This is a genomic window from Stenotrophomonas sp. STEN021 (genome assembly GCF_056760175.1).
The window spans coordinates 19235-37193 of the sequence record NZ_JBRREH010000030.1; the positions used below are offsets into that span (position 1 = coordinate 19235).

Here is a 17959-nt window from a genome sequence, read left to right on the forward strand (position 1 = left end):
CGGGGTTTTCCTTTTCTGGAGCTCTGATATGTCCACACAAGAAAACTTCATGCGTCGTGCTGTTGCGCTGGCACGGGCCAATATTGCCGATGGTGGGCGTCCGTTCGGTGCCGTGCTGGTCAAGGATGGCCAGGTGCTGGCAGAGGCGGCCAACAGCATCCATGCAAGCCACGACCCTACCGATCACGCGGAGATGCGTGTCATCCGCCAGGCCAGCGCGCTGCTCGCCACGCCGCGCCTGCAGGGCTGTGTGGTCTATGCCAGCGGCCATCCCTGTCCGATGTGCCTGGCTGCGATGTATCTGTGTGGCATCGAGCAGGCATGGTTTGCCTATTCCAATGACGAAGGTGAGCCGGTTGGGTTGTCAACGGCGGCGATCTACGCACGTATGGCAATGGGACCGCAGTCAGCTGCTTCCGGTCTGCAGCCATTGCGACCGGAAGGCGAGCAGGGCCTGTATGCCGAGTGGGCTGCTGCGCGTTGAGGCCAGCGTGCGCAGCTTGGCAACTCAGCCGATCTGTAGGGCCTGTTGCAGGCGCTGCAGATAGGCTTCGAAGTAGCTGCCCAGCGCCACCTTGCCTGGGTGGCGCAGCCATAGCAGCTGCAGGCCATCCATCATTGCAATCAGTTCCGCGGCGACCTGGTCCGGGTCGATGGCGGCATTCAGTTCGCCGCTTGCCTGGCCATGGCGCAGGCTGTTGGCTATGTATTGCAGCATCCATTCCGAGCGGTGATGAAACCAGTTCTGGGCGGGATGGCCCTGGCTGAGGCTCTCGGCGTTGAGCAGCGAGAACGCCTTGATCACGCCGGGAATGTCGGCATTGGCTCGATTGACCAGACGCAGCTGATCAAGCAGCTGCGGCCACGGAAGCGGCGGTCCTGCTGCGGCCTCCTCAAGCGTGCAGTCCTGTGGGTAGTCCGGTAAACGTGGGCTGCGTTGATCACGGATTTCCAGTACCGCCAGCAACATGTGGGTCTTGCTGGGGAAGTGATGCAGCAGGCCGGGCAGGGTGAGGCCGACATCGGCCGCGACCTCGGCGATGGAGGCATTGCTGTAGCCATCGCGCGCGAATATCCGCATTGCTGCCTCAAGAATCTGCTGGCGTCGCTTCTCACCCTTGGCTGAGCGGCGGTGAGGGCGGGGCATGGGCGAGATAAGCGTCGAGGTGGGCAAAGCGTCGTCCGGCCATGGTGTGAGTGCGCAGTGTATCCGCGTCTTGCGCATGCGCCATTCGTATCGGAACTGTACCCATGTCACAGTTTTTGACAAACCTACCTGTAGGTAGGTTTACTGCCGCGGCGTCGGCGTAGCAGTCAATGCTGGTATCGCCGCAACAACATCCCGGAGGGGGATTGCACGCAGCTGGAGTACGCCGCTGCAGCGGTTGCTGTGGCGGCGGCATCGCCAACCCCGCCTTGATGAAGCGCGCGCCGAGAGGCCGACGTCGGAACGTTCCGCTTGGACCACAACACGTCCTCCCGGTGCAGGCCGAGCTGCTGTGTTTGCGCGAGCGGTCGAGGTTGTGGTGCGGGCTGCGCTTCATCAATCCGGGAGAGAGATGCAATGAACACGTACTGTTGTACCGGGAGGGCGATCATTTTCTTCAGGATGATGTTGGCCGCCTGCCTGTGTATGGCCACGTCGATGGCTTGTGCGTTGCCCAGCACCGAATCTGCTGCCGCAGCGGTGCCCGGCAAACCGTCGGAAAGCCAAGCGCAGATCGACGCGTCAGCAGCCCCGGCGACCACGAGCTGTCACGACTACGATGCCTTCGTCAGCCGCGGGTCGGAATCGCCGATCATCACCACCTGTGAAACCCTGTCGCCGGAATTGATGGGCCTGCGGCCAAAGCTGTATGACAGCGGCTGGATGTTCATGGGCTACTACAGCGCCAGCGAGACCTATGATCTGCGCGGCCAGGAGGCACGCCCGCAGACTTACAACGGGCAGCGGCCCAGCTTCAGCGGCACGCTGGCGACCATCACCACCTACGACCTTTCGCGATTGGGGTGGTGGGGCAAGAAGGCCCAGCTTACTTTTGAAGTCAATAGTTGGCGTACCGTATACCGCGACGCAGGACTGAATGACGATGCTGCGGTCAGCCAGCTGTCGGTTGAACAGGAGTTTGCCGGCGGCCGCGTCCGCGTCCAATACGGCTACTACGGGATGTTGGGGCAGTTTGTTGGCCTGTTTCTTGGGGCAAGCACCGCATCTTCGGCGTTGGGACCCACCAGCATCATTCCCAATCTTGCCGGCATGGCGGCCTTCAAGCCGGTGCCTGGCGCGGATATTCGCCTGTACTCCAAGAGTGGCCGTTTCTACGACCACTTTGGTGTAGCGCGTTCGCAGAGCCCTGATGGTTTTCTGGCTGACAGCGAAGCAAATCCCACCGGGCTGAAGTGGAGCGTGGCCGGCACCAAGCCGATCTACGTCAATGAAATCGGCTATCGAGTTGCATCCAGCGCCGATAGCCGCATGACCTGGATACGCCAAGGAACGGTCTACAACCGCACGCTCTATCTGGATTACCGCGATCCGCAGCGCAAGGGAAGCAATCGCGCCTTTTATCTGGTGGCGGACCATCAGTTTACCCAGCCAGATGTATCTGTTCCCTATCGCGGTTGGTATTTCAACCTGAAAGCCAACCACGCCCCGGCCGAGCACAATATTTTCAGCTCCGATTACGCGCTGACGCTCTACAGCCTGGCGCCTTTCGCCAAGCGGCCGGGAGACATGGTGTCGCTGGGCTATACCCGCACCGAGGTAAGTGACGATGCGCACCGCTCCTTTGCTGCATTGGGCATGGAGCCGGTGCGTTTCAGTTCCACTGCGTCGGCGTCGTATGCCTTGCGCGCTTTCCGGGGCATCTACTGGGTCAATACCTTGAGTTACACGCGTAACCCGGTGGTGGCAATGCTGCACCCGGATGCGATGAACCTGCAGAGCCAGCTCACGTTTTCGTTCTGAGCAGGCTCCGGTGACACGCCTTGGACAGGTTTTCGTGTCGCAGCAGCACAAGCGTCGCCAAGGATGCGGATGTGCGCACGGTGAAGTGCGGCCCATGGCTTTACCGAGATGACGATCACGCGCTGGCTGGACGCGAGCGCTTCCTTTCAAACATGCAGCGTCCAGCGCGGTTGTGCGGGCGCAGAGCGGAGCAAGCAAGATGGTAAAGATGCAGAAAGTGGTTGGGCCAACGCCCGTATTGATCAGTGCGCTGGCAATTGTGATGACGACGCATCCAGCCCGGGCTGAAGAGCTCCCGCAGTTGGGCAAGGCGCCACTGGCAGAGGTGGTGGCGGCACTGACCATGCAGGAAAAAGTCGAGCTGGTCACCGGCCAGGGCATGAACCTGCCCGGCCTGCCGGACGATATGCAGGCGCCAGTGGTGGGCGCCATTGAAGACAAGGTGGCCGGTGCGGCCGGGGCAACCGTGGCGGTTCCACGGCTGGGCATCCCATCATTGGTATTGGCCGATGGCCCGGCTGGTGTGCGTATCGCGCCGACCCGCGCTGACGCGCCCGGCAAAACCTTCTATGCGACGGCATTCCCGATTGGCAGCGCCCTGGCCAGCTCCTGGGACCTTGCTCTGGTACAAAAAGTGGGTGCAGCCATCGGCGATGAAGCTGCTGCCTATGGCATCGACGTGATGCTGACACCGGCACAGAACATCCATCGCTATCCCTTGGGGGGGCGCAATTTCGAGTACTACTCCGAAGATCCAGTGGTCAGTGGCGAAATGGCTGCAGCATTGGTAACTGGGTTGCAGGGTCGCGGTGTCGGCGCATCCGTCAAGCACTTCGCAGTCAACAACCACGAATGGAACCGCAACACCATCAATGTAAAAGTAGACGAGCGGGCGTTGCGGGAGATCTACCTGAAGGGTTTCGAGATCTCAATGCGCAAAGGCCAGCCGTGGACGGTGATGTCCAGCTACAACAAGCTCAACGGCAGCTATACCTCGGAGAGTAACTGGCTGCTGACGGATGTGCTGAGGGCCCAATGGGGTTACCAGGGGGCGGTGATGACAGATTGGTTCGGCGGGGCCGATGCGGTCGCGCAGATGAAGGCGGGCAACGAGATGCTGATGCCAGGTACCGGGAAACAGCGTGCCGCGATCCTTGCTGCGGTGAGTAGCGGCGCGCTGGACGAGGCGGTGCTGGATCGCAATGTGCAGCGCGTGCTGGAGCTGGTGTTGCGCAGTCGTGCCTTCAAACAACTGCTGCACTCGGAACAGCCGGATTTGCGGGGTAACGCAGGGATTTCCCGGAATGCGGCCACGCAAGGCATGGTGTTGCTGAAGAACAATGCGGCGGCGCTGCCGCTTTCCGCCAAAGCCCGGCTGGCCTTGCTGGGCCAGGGTAGCTATGAAGTGAACATCGGCGGGACCGGCAGCGGTGACGTCAACGAAGCCTATGCCATCACGCTTGCACGTGGATTGGAGAACGCAGGCTTCAGCAATGCTGGTGGGCTGGAGCAGGACTACACGCGTTACATCGATGAAGCGGTGTCGAAGCTTCCAAAGACCGAGTGGTACCTGAGCAAGCCGCGTATCGCAGAAAGGCAGGTGAGTGACGATGAGCTGCAGGCACTGGCGCGGCAGCAGGATGTGGCAGTGGTGACCATCGGCCGTGGCTCGGGCGAGTTCACTGATCGCAAGGCGGAGGGTGATTTCAATCTGACCGCTGTCGAGTACGCACTGCTGGAGCGCACTTCCAGGGCGTTCCATGCGCAAGGCAAGAAGCTGGTGGTAGTGCTGAACATCGGTGGTGTGATCGAAACAGCCAGCTGGAGCCACTTCGCAGATGCCATCCTGTTGGCGTGGCAGCCCGGCCAGGAGGCAGGCAATGCCATTGCCGATGTGCTGTCCGGTGCGGTGAACCCGTCGGGTAAGCTTGTCGACACATTTGCGATGAAGCTGGGTGACTATCCGGCCGGCAAAGGGTTTCCGGGCAAGGAATTGCTGGGCCCGGATCCGAACGCGGGTTCAATCTTCGGCCAGATCGCACGTGCGGCCGAAGTGGAATACAACGACGGCATCTGGGTGGGCTATCGCCACTTCGATACGCGCCAGGTGGAGGTGGCCTATCCGTTTGGCTTCGGGCTGTCGTACACGACGTTTGACTACAGCGACCTGAAAGTGGAAGCCAGTGATACCGGCCCGGTGCGGGCCAGCGTGAGAGTGACCAACACCGGCAAGGTGGCAGGCAGTGAAGTGGCGCAGGTTTATGTCGGTTCGCCGCAGACCGGCCTCGAGAAGCCCAGCCAGGAGCTTCGCGCATTCGGCAAGACGGGTCTATTGCAACCGGGTCAGTCGCAGGTGCTGCGGTTCGAGATCGATGGCAAGGATCTGGCCTCGTTCGATAGCAGCCGTGGGCGCTGGGTTGCAGAGAGGGGCAGCTACAGCCTGCGCGTGGGGGCGTCCTCGCGGGATATCCGCCTGCAGCAGGCGTTCGAGAAGGAGCAGGCGAGCGAATACGCGCCGTGACGTGTTTGCGGATGTGATGAAGTCGCGCCGGGGCATCGCCGCCCCGGCGCTTTGGTGTTTACAGGTCCTGCAGGTTGTCCAGCCTGCGCAGCTGCGGTGCCTTCCATGCAGTGATGGCGGCTACGCCGAGCACCGCGCAACCGCCGATCACTACAGCTGTCACCAGCCCCAGCAGGCGCGCCATGCTGCCGCCGTAGAACGCGCCCAGCTCGTTGGATGAGCTGATGAAAATGCCGTTGATCGACGACACCCGGCCGCGCATGTCATCGGGTGTGACCAGCTGCATGATGGTCGAGCGCACCACCACCGAGACGCCGTCGCAGGCGCCGTAGAACACCAGGATGGCCGCCGAGAGCCAGAAGCTGCGCGACAGCCCGAAGGCGATCACGCACAGACCGAAGCCGGCCACGGCGAACAACAGCACGCGCCCGGCGTTGCGGCGCAGCGGATGCCGGGCCAGCCACAGGCCGACCGCAATCGAGCCCAGGGCTGGAGCCGCGCGCAGGATGCCAAGCCCTTCCGGGCCGTAATGCAGGATGTCCTGGATGAAGGCTGGCAGCATCGCCACCACGCCGCCGAGCAGTACCGAGAACATGTCCAGCGCCATCGCGCCCAGCATGATCTGGTTGGACAGCACGAAGCGTGCACCCTCGGCGATGCTGGCAAAGATCGGCGCGCGGGTCTGCGGGGGTGCCGGTTCGCTGACCCTGAGCGAGGCCAGGGCGACCAGTGCAAGCACCGCCATTGCTGCGGCCACACCGTAGGACAGCCCTTTGCCGCCTATGGCCACCAGCACGCCGCCCAACGCGGGGCCGAGCACCATGCCGGCCTGGAACACCACCGTGCCAAAGCCGGCACCGCGCGCGAACTGCTCGCGACGCAGCACGCGTGCGAACAAGGCGTTGTAGACCGGCGACAGGAAGGCGCGGACCATGCCGGTCAGTGCCACCGCCAGGTAGATCGGCCATACGCCTTTGACTGGCAGCCAGCCGGTAGCGACGGCGACCAGCATCATGGCGGTGGCGATCAGGCCAAGACAGGCGGTCATGCCCAGCTTGCGGCGTGGCAGGTGATCGACCAGGTAGCCGGCGAACGGCGCCACGCAGAAGTAGGGCAGCACCTCGGCCAGGCCGATCAGGCCCAGCGAGAACGGATTACGGGTGACTTCATAGATATGCCAGCCGACCGTGACCGCGACGATCTGGTAGGACAGCATGCCAGCGATGCGGTACAGCAGCAGCTGGGGGTAGCCGGGCTGGCGCAGTAATTCGGAGATGGAGCCGGTATTGCTCACTGCTTGGCTAGTGCGGTGTCGCGGATGAAGGCCAGCATCGCGGCCAGGCCGTTGCTGCGGGTCGGCGAAAGGTGCTTGGCCAGGCCGATGGCGGACACGTAGTCCGGTTCGGTGGCGAGGATTTCAGCCGCTGAACGGCCCGAGTACACGCGCAGCGCCAGGTAGATCAGACCGGAGACGATGGCTGAATCGCTGATCGCATGGAAGACCAGCTTGTCGGCATCGCCTTCGGGCACGATCCAGACCATGGACTGGCAGCCGAGCAGGCGGTGCTCCTCGGTCTTCCATTCTTCCGGGAAGGTGGGCAGCTTACGGCCGAGGTCGATCAGGTACTGGTAGCGCTCGGACCAGTCACCGAAGAAGGAAAACTCCTCGGCAATGGCGGCCTGGGCTTCGGCGGGGGTGGGTTCGAGCGGGAAGGGGGAGTTGGTCATTGTGGGTCCTGTGCTTGGCCGCTCGCCTTGCGGGTGAGGGGCTTGGAATGGGTAGAGGCGCTGTTGCCGCCTCTCCCCAGCCCCTCTCCCGCGAGGGGAGAGGGGCTCAGTGCGCCGCGAGCCGACGCTATATGTGCAATTGCAGCTTTCGCCTTAGCCCCTCTCCCACCGGGAGAGGGGTTGGGGTGAGGGTGCGGTGAAAGGAAGTGTCAGCCCCGCTTCCAGCGCACACCCTGCGGCGTGTCTTCCAGCACGATGTTCTCCGCAGCCAACTGGTCACGGATGGCATCGGCCCGGCCGAAATCGCGTGCCTGCTTGGCGGCGATGCGTTCGTCGATCAGCGCTTGGATGCGTGCGTCGTCGCCGGCTTCAGCACCACGCCCGAACCAGTCGGACGGCGCCTGCTGCAACAGGCCCAGGGCCAGGCCTGCACCGAGCAGCTCGCGCTTCAGGCGCAGCTTGTCCTCGTCGGACTCGGCCTTGCGTGCTTCGCTGGCAATACGGGCCACTTCGGCCAACGCCAGTGGCGTGTTGAGGTCATCGTCCAGTGCCGCCTCGACGCCAGCCGGAATCGCGCCGTCAACACTGACCTCCGCCAGGTCACGCAGGGTGCCGTACAAACGGTCCAGGGTGCGCACCGACTGCTCGATCAGCGCATCGGACCATTCCAGCGGCTGCCGGTAGTGGGCCGACAGCAGCGCATAGCGCAGCGCTTCCGGTGGGTGCTGGCGTACCAGGTCATGCACCCGCTCGATATTGCCGATCGACTTGCTCATCTTGGTGCCGCCGAAGTTGAGCATGCCGTTGTGCAGCCAGAAACGGGCAAAGGTCTGCCCGCCATGGGCGCAGACGCTTTGTGCGATCTCGTTCTCGTGGTGCGGGAACTGCAGGTCAACACCGCCGGCATGGATGTCGATGGTCGGGCCCAGGTGCGCGGCAGCCATCGCCGAGCACTCGATATGCCAGCCCGGGCGGCCACGGCCCCAGGGCGAGTCCCAGCCCGGCAGGTCGTCGCTGGAGGGCTTCCACAGCACGAAGTCGCCGGCATCACGCTTGTACGGGGCGACCTCGACGCGGGCGCCGGCCAGCATTTCCTCCGGATCGCGGCGCGAGAGCTTGCCGTAATCGGCGAAGCTGCCGACCGAGAACAGCACATGACCCTCGGCGGCATAGGCATGATCGGTGCTGATCAGCTGCTCGATCATGGCGATGATCTGTGGGATGTGCGCGGTGGCCTCCGGCTCGATATCCGGCGGCACTACGCCAAGCGCGGCCATGTCCTCGCGGTAGGCGGCGGCGAAACGGTCGGTGATGGCCGAGATCGGCACGCCCTGATCCTTGGCCGCGGCGTTGATCTTGTCGTCAACGTCGGTGATGTTGCGCGCGTAGCGCAATTTGCCGTACCGGCGGCGCAGCAGGTCGGCCAGCACGCCGAACACCACCGGGCCGCGCGCATTGCCGATATGTACATAGTTGTAGACCGTGGGGCCGCACACATACAGGGTGGGGGCGGCGGGGTCGAGCGGAGCAAACGGCTCCAGCTGCCGCGTCAGGTTGTTGTGCAGGCGCAGGGTCATGGCAATCCGGGGGTAAACGAACCTGTCAATTCTAGCTGGCCGGGCCGGGTCGGGCATCCCCGGGCTGGGCAATACGTGTGCGGATGGGTAATGTTCAGGCCCGGGGCAGCTGTGCTGCCTACACTAGTACCCGTCACTCGCGCCCAGCTCCTGCCGATATCTTGATGAAACCTGCTCCATTGCTGTCGACGATATGCCTGTTGGCTGGTGCCGCCGTGCCCGCGCTTGCGCAGGAACCGGAGCAGCGCAATCGCGTGGTGATCATGGAAAACGTGCGCTACGACTACGCGCAGGTGCTCAATGCCGAGCCGGTGTTCCAGACACTGCGCGCCAGTCGCACCGAGGAACACTGCGAGCCGGTATCCACCCGTACGCTGGCGCCGGTGCAGGTCAAGGGCGAGGAAGACAAGGGCGGGTTCCGCCGCTTCTGGGACTCCGTGCGTGGCATGTTCAGCCATCAGGAAGGACAGGCGGCCCAGGAAGAAGAAATGGCGCTTGCCCCCCAGGGCGCTGGCGGCTCTTCCGCATTGCTGACGCCGGAGTGCAAGATTGTCGAGGTTGGGCGTGAATTCCGCCGGCCTATCGCCTATGACGTGGACTACGTCTACAAGGGCATCAAATTCCGCTCACGGCTGCCGGAAGACCCCGGTAACCGGCTCAAGCTGCGGGTGTCGATCACCCCGGACATCGGCCAGGCGCCGCCGGCCGCCAACAGCGGTCCTTGATGTTGCACCGCGACACTTGCGCCGGCCTGACCCGCGTGCGAGTATGCTCGACGATGAAAGCCACCAGCTTCCAGCACGAATCCAGCACCGCCCGGATGGCCTCCGGCATGACGTCCCGTGCCCGCCGACCGGAATCCCACATATTCGCTGGGTGACCGGAGCTTCGTGCTGTCTGTTCGGAAAACCCAGCCCAGGCTGGGTTTTTTCGTTTCTGGTTCGGCAAAAGTTACAAACGCAATGAGCCGCGCGTATGCGCATCCGCCCACCGGTGACGGTGGATCTCCGCAATAAAGGATGGATCGATGTCTCTGAAGCACTTTTTGAACACCCAGGACTGGAGCCGCGCCGAACTTGATGCGCTGCTCACCCAGGCAGCCTTGTTCAAGCAGAACAAGCTGGGTGACGACCTGAAGGGCAAGTCGATCGCCCTGGTGTTCTTCAACCCGTCCATGCGTACCCGCACCAGCTTCGAGCTGGGCGCGTTCCAGTTGGGCGGTCATGCGGTGGTACTGCAGCCGGGCAAGGACGCATGGCCGATTGAGTTCAACCTCGGCACGGTGATGGACGGCGATACCGAAGAGCACATTGCCGAAGTGGCCAAGGTGCTGGGCCGTTACGTTGATCTGATCGGCGTGCGTGCCTTCCCGAAGTTCGTGGACTGGAGCAAGGATCGCGAGGACCAGGTGCTCAAGAGTTTCGCCAAGTACTCGCCGGTGCCGGTCATCAACATGGAGACCATCACCCATCCCTGCCAGGAGCTGGCGCACATCCTGGCGCTGCAGGAGCACTTCGGCACCAGCGACCTGCGCGGCAAGAAGTACGTGCTGACCTGGACCTACCATCCCAAGCCGCTGAACACCGCCGTGGCCAACTCGGCGCTGACCATCGCCACCCGCATGGGCATGGACGTGACCCTGCTGTGCCCGACCCCGGACTACATCCTGGACGAGCGCTACATGGGCTGGGCCGAGCAGAACGTGGCCGAAAGCGGCGGCTCGCTGCAGGTCAGCCACGACATCCAGAGCGCCTATGCCGGCGCCGATGTCGTCTACGCCAAGAGCTGGGGCGCGCTGCCGTTCTTCGGCAACTGGGAACCGGAAAAGCCGATCCGCGACCAGTACAAGCACTTCATCGTCGACGAAGCCAAGATGGCGCTGACCAACAATGGCGTGTTCAGCCACTGCCTGCCGCTGCGCCGTAACGTCAAGGCGACTGACGGCGTGATGGATTCGCCGCAATGTATTGCAATCAACGAAGCCGAGAATCGCCTGCATGTGCAGAAAGCGATCATGGCGGCAGTGATCGGCAAGTAATGCTTTAGCTCCTCTCCCAATGGGAGAGGGATTGGGGTGAGGGTAAAGCTCCTCACTCCAGATGCATCCTCGTATACGCCTACCCCCTCCCCAACCCCTCCCCCGGCGGGGGAGGGGCTCAAGAACCACAGCAGAGATTCCTTCCCCATGAGCAAAGACATCGTCCTCGCCTTCTCCGGCGGCCTCGACACCAGCTTCTGCGTGCCTTACCTGCAGGAGCGCGGCTACAACGTGCACACCGTGTTTGCCGACACCGGCGGCGTGGATGCCGACGAGCGTGACTTCATCGAAAAGCGTGCGGCCGAGCTGGGCGTCACCAGCCACGTCACCGTCGATGGCGGCCCGGCCATCTGGAATGGCTTCGTCAAGCCGTTCGTGTGGGCAGGCGAGGGCTACCAGGGCCAGTACCCGCTGCTGGTCTCCGACCGTTACCTGATCGTCGATGCCGCGCTCAAGCGCGCCGCCGAACTGGGCACCAACATCATCGCCCACGGCTGCACCGGCATGGGCAACGACCAGGTGCGTTTCGACCTGGCGGTGAAGGCCCAGGGCGACTACCAGATCGTCGCGCCGATCCGTGAAATCCAGAAGGAACACACCCAGACCCGCGCCTACGAGCAGAAGTACCTGGAAGCGCGTGGCTTCGGCGTGCGCGCCAAGCAGCAGGCCTACACCATCAACGAGAACCTGCTGGGCTTGACCATGTCCGGCGGCGAGATCGACAAGTGGGAAGCTCCGGGCGAGGGCGCCCGTGGCTGGTGCGCACCGCGCAGCGCATGGCCGGTGGAGCCACTGACCGTGACCCTGAAGTTCGTCGAGGGCGAAGCAGTTGCACTGGACGGCAAGGAACTGCCGGGTGAGCAGATCCTGGCCAAGCTCAACAAGCTGTTCGCGCAGTACGGCGTGGGCCGTGGCGTCTACACCGGCGACACCGTGATCGGCCTGAAGGGTCGCATCGTGTTTGAAGCCCCGGGCCTTGTCTCGCTGCTGGCCGCGCACCGCGCGCTGGAAGACACCGTGCTGACCAAGCAGCAGAACCGCTTCAAGCCCGAAGTCGCGCGCAAGTGGGTGGAGCTGGTGTACGAAGGCTTCTACCACGACCCGCTGAAGGCCGACATCGAAGCCTTCCTGAAGTCCTCGCAGTCCAAGGTGACCGGCGAAGTGGTGCTGGAAACCCGCGGCGGCCGCGTTGATGCGGTGGCCGTGCGTTCGGAGCACATCCTCAACGCCAAGGGCGCGACTTATGCGCAGTCGGCGGACTGGGGCGTGGAAGAAGCCGAAGGCTTCATCAAGCTGTTTGGCATGAGCTCCACGCTGTACGCGCAGGTCAACCGCTAAGCGCTGTCAGCTCAAAGCCCCTCTCCCACCGGGAGAGGGGTTGGGGGTGAGGGTAGGGGCGCAGCCACACACCGCTTTGGTGCGGCCTTACCCTCATCCGCCCCTTCGGGGCACCTTCTCCCGCCGGGAGAAGGGAGCTTTCGTCCGCCTTCGCTACGAATTGAAACCATGACCAAGCTGCTCCAATCCACCCTCGATCACCTGGAAAAGCTGGTGTTCTACGACACCCGCAATCCGCCGCGTGCCATCACCACCGGTGGCATCTTTGATTACCTGCGCGACAACCTGCCGGGCTTCAATGTCGAAGTGATCGACCACGGCGCCGGTGCGGTCAGCTTCTACGCGGTGCGTGGCACCCCCAAGTACCTGTTCAACGTGCATCTGGATACCGTGCCGGATTCGCCGCACTGGTCGGCCGATCCGCACGTGATGCGTCGCCTGGACGACCGCGTGGTCGGCCTCGGCGTCTGCGACATCAAGGGCGCCGCTGCGGCGCTGGTGGCAGCCGCCAACCTGAGCGACGGCGACGCCGCGTTCCTGTTCTCCAGTGACGAAGAAGCCAACGATCCGCGTTGCATCGCTGCCTTCCTGGCGCGTGGCATTCCGTACGAAGCGGTGATCGTCGCCGAGCCGACCATGAGCGAGGCGGTACTCGCGCACCGTGGCATCAGTTCGGTACTGATGAAGTTCCAGGGCCGTGCCGGCCACGCCTCGGGCAAGCAGGACCCCTCCGCCAGTGCCTTGCACCAGGCGATGCGCTGGGGTGGCAAGGCACTGGAGCACGTCGAGTCGCTGGCGCATGCGCGCTTTGGTGGCCTGACCGGCCTGCGCTTCAACATCGGCCGCGTCGAAGGCGGCATCAAGGCCAACATGATTGCGCCCGAGGCCGAGCTGCGTTTTGGCTTCCGGCCGCTGCCGTCGATGGATATCGATGCACTGTTGGGGACTTTCGCGGGCTTTGCCGAGCCGCAGGCCGCGCATTTTGAAGAAACCTTCCGCGGCCCGAGCCTGCCCTCCGGTGATATCGCCCGCGCCGAGGAACGTCGTCTGGCCGCGCGTGATATCGCTGACGAGCTGGGCCTGCCAATCGGCAACGCCGTGGATTTCTGGACCGAGGCCTCGCTGTTCTCGGCTGGTGGTTACACAACCATGGTGTACGGTCCCGGCGATATCGCCCAGGCCCACACCGCCGATGAATTCGTGACGCTGGAGCAACTGCAGCGCTACGCCGAATCGGTGCTGCAGATCCTGCAACGCGGCGCCTGAGCCGCACGTGGCCCGGCGGCCTGCCGCCGGCTCCTTCCCGCGACCTTCAACGTCGCCATGTAGATACAAGTAATGTCCCCAGCCATGCAGCCGCACCGCCAGACCCGCCAGACCATCGTCCGCCTGCTTTCGAGCATGGCCAGTGCGAAGGAAATCAGCCAGTACCTCAAGCGCTTTTCGCAGCTTGATGCCAAGCGCTTTGCCGTGGTCAAGGTCGGCGGCGCAGTTCTGCGCGATGATCTGGAAGCGCTGACCTCGTCGCTGTCCTTCCTGCAGGAAGTGGGCCTGACCCCGATCGTGCTGCACGGCGCCGGCCCGCAGCTGGATGCCGAGCTGTCTGCCGCTGGCATCGAGAAGAAGACCATTGATGGCCTGCGCGTGACCTCGCCGGAAGCATTGGCGATCGTGCGCAAGGTGTTCCAGCAGTCCAACCTCAAGCTGGTCGAAGCGCTGCAGCAGAACGGTGCGCGTGCTACTTCGATCACCGGTGGTGTGTTCGAGGCCGAGTATCTGGACCTGGATACCTACGGTCTGGTCGGCGAGGTGAAAAAGGTCAATCTGGCACCGATCGAGGCCAGCCTGCGCGCCGGATCGATCCCGGTGATCACCAGCCTGGGCGAAACCCCGAGCGGGCAGATCCTCAACGTCAACGCCGACTTTGCCGCCAACGAGCTGGTGCAGGAACTGCAGCCGTACAAGATCATCTTCCTGACCGGTACCGGCGGCCTGCTTGACGAGGAAGGCAAGCTGATCGACTCGATCAACCTGTCCACCGAGTACGATCAACTGATGCAGCAGCCGTGGATCCATGGCGGCATGCGGGTCAAGATCGAGCAGATCAAGGACCTGCTGGATCGTTTGCCGGAAGAGTCCTCGGTATCGATCACGCGCCCGGCCGACCTGGCCAAGGAGCTGTTCACCCACAAGGGTTCCGGCACGCTGGTACGCCGTGGTGAAAAGGTGCTGAAGGCGACGTCGTGGGACCAGCTGGATACCGCGCGATTGAAGTCGCTGATCGAGTCGAGCTTCGGCCGCACCCTGGTGCCGGACTATTTCGAGAAAACCAAGCTGCTGCGCGCCTACGTCAGCGAGAACTATCGCACTGCGGTGGTGCTGACCGATGAAGCCGAGGGCGTGTACCTGGACAAGTTCGCCGTGCTCGATGACGCGCAGGGCGAAGGCCTGGGCCGCGCGGTGTGGAACGTGATGCTGGAAGAAACCCCGCAGCTGTTCTGGCGCTCGCGCAACGGCAACCCGGTCAACCATTTCTACTATTCCGAGTCGGATGGCTGCTACAAGCTCGATCACTGGAAGGTGTTCTGGTTCGGCGCCAATGACTTCGACAGCATCAAGGGCTACGTCGCGCACTGCGGCGAACGCAAGCCGAGCCTGCAGGGGTGAGCATGGACCTTGCCACCGCCGGGCATTGGAGCCAGGTGCCGACCCTGAAGGGCCGGCACGTGACGCTGGAACCACTGCAGCTTGAGCATATGGCTGCGCTGCAGCGTGCCTTGGGCGATGGCGAACTGTCGCGCTGCTGGTACACCAACGTACCCACGCCGGAACGCGCAGGTCATTACATCGTCGCCGCGCTGGAAGCACAGGCGCAGGGCAGGGTGCTGGCGTTCGTGGTCAAGGATGCCAGTGGCGAGGTGGTCGGCAGCACCCGCTACTACGCGCTTGAAGCCGACGTGCCGCGTTTGAACATCGGCTACACCTGGTACCACCCGCGCGTGCAACGCAGCGGGCTCAACACCGAGGCCAAGCTGCTGTTGCTGCGGCATGCGTTTGAAACCCTGGGTTGCATCAGCGTGGGCTTCGAGACCAGCTGGTTCAATCACGCCTCACGCACCGCCATTGCCCGCCTTGGCGCAAAGCAGGATGGCGTATTGCGCAGCCACAAGCGTCACGCCGACGGATCGCGCCGCGATACCGTGGTGTTCTCCATCATCGATACGGAATGGCCGGCGGTGAAAACCCACCTGCAATTCCTTCTGGATTCGCATTCATGACTGACAACAAATTCTCGGTAGGCATCGTTGGCGCGCGCGGTTACACCGGCGCCGAATTGATCCGCCTGCTGTCCGCACACCCGCGCATCGAGCTGGCCTTCGTGTCCTCGCGTGAGTTGGATGGACAGCGCGTGGCTGACCATAACGACGCCTACAACGGCGAGCTGCGTTATGAGAGCCTGGGCCCTGAGGCAGTCGCCGGCAAGGGTGTGGACGCGGTGGTGCTGGCATTGCCCAACGGCAAGGGCGAGCCTTTTGTGGCCGCGCTGGACGCAGTCGCCGCAGATACGGTGATCGTTGATCTGTCAGCGGACTATCGTTTTGACAACAGCTGGTACTACGGCCTGCCGGAATTGACCCGCGCCCGCTATGCCGGGCAGAAGCGGATCAGCAACCCGGGCTGCTACGCCACTGCCATGCAACTGGCGATCGCACCGCTGCTGAGCCAGCTGGCGGGGCCGCCGACCTGCTTTGGTGTCTCCGGCTGGTCCGGTGCCGGCACCACGCCGTCGGACAAGAACAACCCCGAGCTGCTGCGCGACAACCTGATGCCGTACGCGCTGACCAATCACGTGCACGAGCGCGAGGTGTCGACCCAGCTTGGTGTGCCGGTGGAGTTCATGCCGCATGTTGCGCCACATTTTCGTGGCATCACCATGACCGTTAACCTGTGGCTGCAGCAGCCACGCGGTCGCGAGGAAGTGATGGCGCTGTACCAGCAGCGTTACGCCAACGAGCCGCTGGTTGAAGTAGTGGATGAGGCGCCGTGGGTCAGCCGCATTGCCGGCAAGCACGGCGTGCAGATTGGTGGCTTCACCATGGCGCCTGGCAACAAGCGCGTGGTGGTGGTGGCGACCATCGACAACCTGCTCAAGGGTGCGGCCACGCAGGCGCTGCAGAACCTCAACCGGGCGTTGGGGCTGGATGAGTTGATGGCTGTTCCGTACTGATTTATTTGTGGGGAGCGCTGGGGGCCTGTTGGATCTTTGGCTTCGCGGCTTACGCTGCTCCTACAAATGCATTGTTTTCTGAGAGATCGACATGACTAATTTGCTTTGGCAGAAACCCGGCGTTGCGGTGGACGCGAAGATCCAGACCTTCCTGGCCGGTGATGATGTCATCCTCGACCGGGAGTTCTTCCTGCACGACATCCAGGCCAGCACCGCGCATGCCGAGGGCCTGCAGCACATCGGTATCCTCAGCGCAGATGAGCTGGCGGCGCTGAAGCGTGAGCTGGCGGTTCTGGCCGAGGATTTCCGCTCTGGCGCCTTCGTGCTGGATGAGCAGTACGAGGATTGCCACTCGGCCATCGAGGCGCGCCTGACCGAGCGCCTGGGCGATGCTGGCCGCAAGATCCACACTGGTCGTAGCCGCAACGACCAGATCCTGGTCGCTACCCGTTTGTGGCTGAAGGACAAGCTGGAGCGTGTTGCACAGATCAGCATCGAGGTTGCCAAGGTGGCCTTGGACCGCGCTGCCGCTGAACAGCTGCAGCCGTTGCCGGGTTACACGCATATCCAGCGCGCCGTGGTCTCCTCTGCTGGCATGTGGTGGGCCGGCTGGGCCGAGGCCTTCATCGACAATGCCATCCGTGCCCGCGACACCCGCGCGCTGATCGACACCAATCCGCTGGGTACGGCCGCCGGTTACGGCGTCAACCTGCCGCTTGACCGCGAGCACACCACGGCGGCGCTGGGTTTCTCGCGCATGCAGATCAGTCCGATCTACGCGCAGCTCTCGCGCGGCAAGTTCGAGCTCGCCGCATTGGAAGCCCTGGGCGGGGCGACGCTGGACCTGCGTCGTATCGCATGGGACCTGTCGCTGTTCACCACGGGCGAGTTCGCTTTCGTCGCGTTGCCGGCGCAGTACACCACCGGCAGCTCGATCATGCCGAACAAGCGCAACCCGGATGTGATCGAGTTGATGCGCGCCACCCATGCCAGCATCGCTGCGGCGCGCACCGAGATCGAGCAGCTGCTGTCGCTGCCATCCGGTTACCAGCGCGACCTGCAGAACTCCAAGGGTGCAATCGTGCACGGCTTTGGCCGTGGACTGGCCGCGCTGGAACTGTTGCCGGCCTTGCTGTCGAATCTGGATTGGCGCGATGACAACATCCGCGCAGCGATTGATTCGGGCATGTATGCGACCGATGTTGCGGTGGAAGCCGCGGTGGCGGGCGTGCCGTTCCGTGATGCTTACAAGGCCGCAGCAGAGGCGGCGGATACGGCGGGGCAGGGGCGTACGCCTGAAGGCAGCCTGGCGGCGCGCGTGTCGCCCGGTGCTGCAGCGGACCTTCGCCTGGAAGAGCTCAGTGCGCGCTGGAGCGCGTTGCAGGGCTGATGTTCTGATGCGGGCGCCGGAAGGCGCCCGTATTGGTTTGGCTCTTGCTCAGGCCCCGCTCCCGCTTGCGGGAGACGGGTTGGGGTGAGGGGAAGCTTCTTCTAGCTACGTACAGTCAAAAGCCCCCTCATCCGCCCTTCGGGCACCTTCTCCCGCAGGCGGGAGAAGGGA

At 63.5% G+C, this 17959-nt stretch carries 16 protein-coding genes; 11 read left to right on the forward strand and 5 right to left on the reverse strand.

Going from position 1 to position 17959, the window contains the following annotated elements:
- The first annotated feature begins 28 nt into the window (after positions 1-28).
- Complete coding sequence (locus ACVOL0_RS08565; protein WP_481548727.1) at positions 29-484, forward strand: nucleoside deaminase; 456 nt, start codon at positions 29-31, stop codon at positions 482-484.
- A 24-nt stretch (positions 485-508) separates the two neighbouring features.
- Here the strand turns inward: ACVOL0_RS08565 and ACVOL0_RS08570 are convergent, their stop codons facing one another.
- The gene (locus ACVOL0_RS08570; RefSeq protein WP_481548728.1) at positions 509-1225 is read right to left on the reverse strand and encodes a TetR family transcriptional regulator; all 717 of its coding nucleotides are present in this window, start codon (positions 1223-1225) and stop codon (positions 509-511) included.
- Positions 1226-1314: 89 nt separating this feature from the next.
- The gene (locus ACVOL0_RS08575) at positions 1315-1668 is read right to left on the reverse strand and encodes a hypothetical protein (RefSeq protein WP_481548729.1); all 354 of its coding nucleotides are present in this window, start codon (positions 1666-1668) and stop codon (positions 1315-1317) included.
- Here ACVOL0_RS08575 and ACVOL0_RS08580 point away from each other — a divergent pair.
- Positions 1658-2968, forward strand: coding sequence for a carbohydrate porin (locus ACVOL0_RS08580; protein WP_481548730.1), 1311 nt, complete (start codon positions 1658-1660; stop codon positions 2966-2968). The genes ACVOL0_RS08575 and ACVOL0_RS08580 overlap by 11 nt on opposite strands.
- A 262-nt stretch (positions 2969-3230) precedes the next feature.
- The gene (locus ACVOL0_RS08585; RefSeq protein WP_481548731.1) at positions 3231-5489 is read left to right on the forward strand and encodes a beta-glucosidase family protein; all 2259 of its coding nucleotides are present in this window, start codon (positions 3231-3233) and stop codon (positions 5487-5489) included.
- A gap of 58 nt (positions 5490-5547) precedes the next feature.
- Here ACVOL0_RS08585 and ACVOL0_RS08590 read toward each other — a convergent pair whose 3' ends face one another.
- From ACVOL0_RS08590 to cysS, 3 genes are all read right to left on the reverse strand, one after another.
- Positions 5548-6783 (reverse strand): MFS transporter, encoded by a 1236-nt coding sequence (locus ACVOL0_RS08590; RefSeq protein ID WP_481548732.1) that lies wholly within the window; start codon positions 6781-6783, stop codon positions 5548-5550.
- Complete coding sequence (locus ACVOL0_RS08595; RefSeq protein ID WP_481548733.1) at positions 6780-7217, reverse strand: SufE family protein; 438 nt, start codon at positions 7215-7217, stop codon at positions 6780-6782. The genes ACVOL0_RS08590 and ACVOL0_RS08595 overlap by 4 nt, the downstream gene beginning before the upstream one ends.
- A gap of 209 nt (positions 7218-7426) precedes the next feature.
- Positions 7427-8794: a cysteine--tRNA ligase gene (cysS, locus tag ACVOL0_RS08600; protein WP_481548734.1), complete on the reverse strand. Its 1368-nt coding sequence runs from the start codon at positions 8792-8794 to the stop codon at positions 7427-7429.
- A gap of 164 nt (positions 8795-8958) precedes the next feature.
- Here cysS and ACVOL0_RS08605 point away from each other — a divergent pair, with 164 nt between their 5' ends.
- The 8 genes from ACVOL0_RS08605 to argH all read left to right on the forward strand — a co-directional run bounded on the left by ACVOL0_RS08605 (position 8959) and on the right by argH (position 17788).
- On the forward strand, positions 8959-9519 hold the full coding sequence (locus ACVOL0_RS08605) for a hypothetical protein (protein ID WP_481548735.1): 561 nt from the start codon (positions 8959-8961) through the stop codon (positions 9517-9519).
- A gap of 302 nt (positions 9520-9821) precedes the next feature.
- Entirely contained in the window at positions 9822-10832 is a 1011-nt protein-coding gene (locus ACVOL0_RS08610; RefSeq protein ID WP_293713989.1) for an N-acetylornithine carbamoyltransferase, read from the forward strand.
- A 147-nt stretch (positions 10833-10979) separates the two neighbouring features.
- Positions 10980-12170: an argininosuccinate synthase gene (locus ACVOL0_RS08615; protein ID WP_481548736.1), complete on the forward strand. Its 1191-nt coding sequence runs from the start codon at positions 10980-10982 to the stop codon at positions 12168-12170.
- A gap of 168 nt (positions 12171-12338) precedes the next feature.
- On the forward strand, positions 12339-13436 hold the full coding sequence (locus ACVOL0_RS08620) for an acetylornithine deacetylase (protein WP_481548737.1): 1098 nt from the start codon (positions 12339-12341) through the stop codon (positions 13434-13436).
- Between the two features lie 72 nt (positions 13437-13508).
- Positions 13509-14837, forward strand: a complete 1329-nt coding sequence (locus tag ACVOL0_RS08625; protein ID WP_481548738.1) for an acetylglutamate kinase — start codon at positions 13509-13511, stop codon at positions 14835-14837.
- A 2-nt stretch (positions 14838-14839) separates the two neighbouring features.
- The gene (locus tag ACVOL0_RS08630) at positions 14840-15448 is read left to right on the forward strand and encodes a GNAT family N-acetyltransferase (protein WP_481548739.1); all 609 of its coding nucleotides are present in this window, start codon (positions 14840-14842) and stop codon (positions 15446-15448) included.
- Positions 15445-16398: an N-acetyl-gamma-glutamyl-phosphate reductase gene (gene argC / locus ACVOL0_RS08635; RefSeq protein WP_481548740.1), complete on the forward strand. Its 954-nt coding sequence runs from the start codon at positions 15445-15447 to the stop codon at positions 16396-16398. The genes ACVOL0_RS08630 and argC overlap by 4 nt, the downstream gene beginning before the upstream one ends.
- Before the next feature lie 91 nt (positions 16399-16489).
- Entirely contained in the window at positions 16490-17788 is a 1299-nt protein-coding gene (argH, locus tag ACVOL0_RS08640) for an argininosuccinate lyase (protein ID WP_481548741.1), read from the forward strand.
- Positions 17789-17959: the final 171 nt, after the last annotated feature.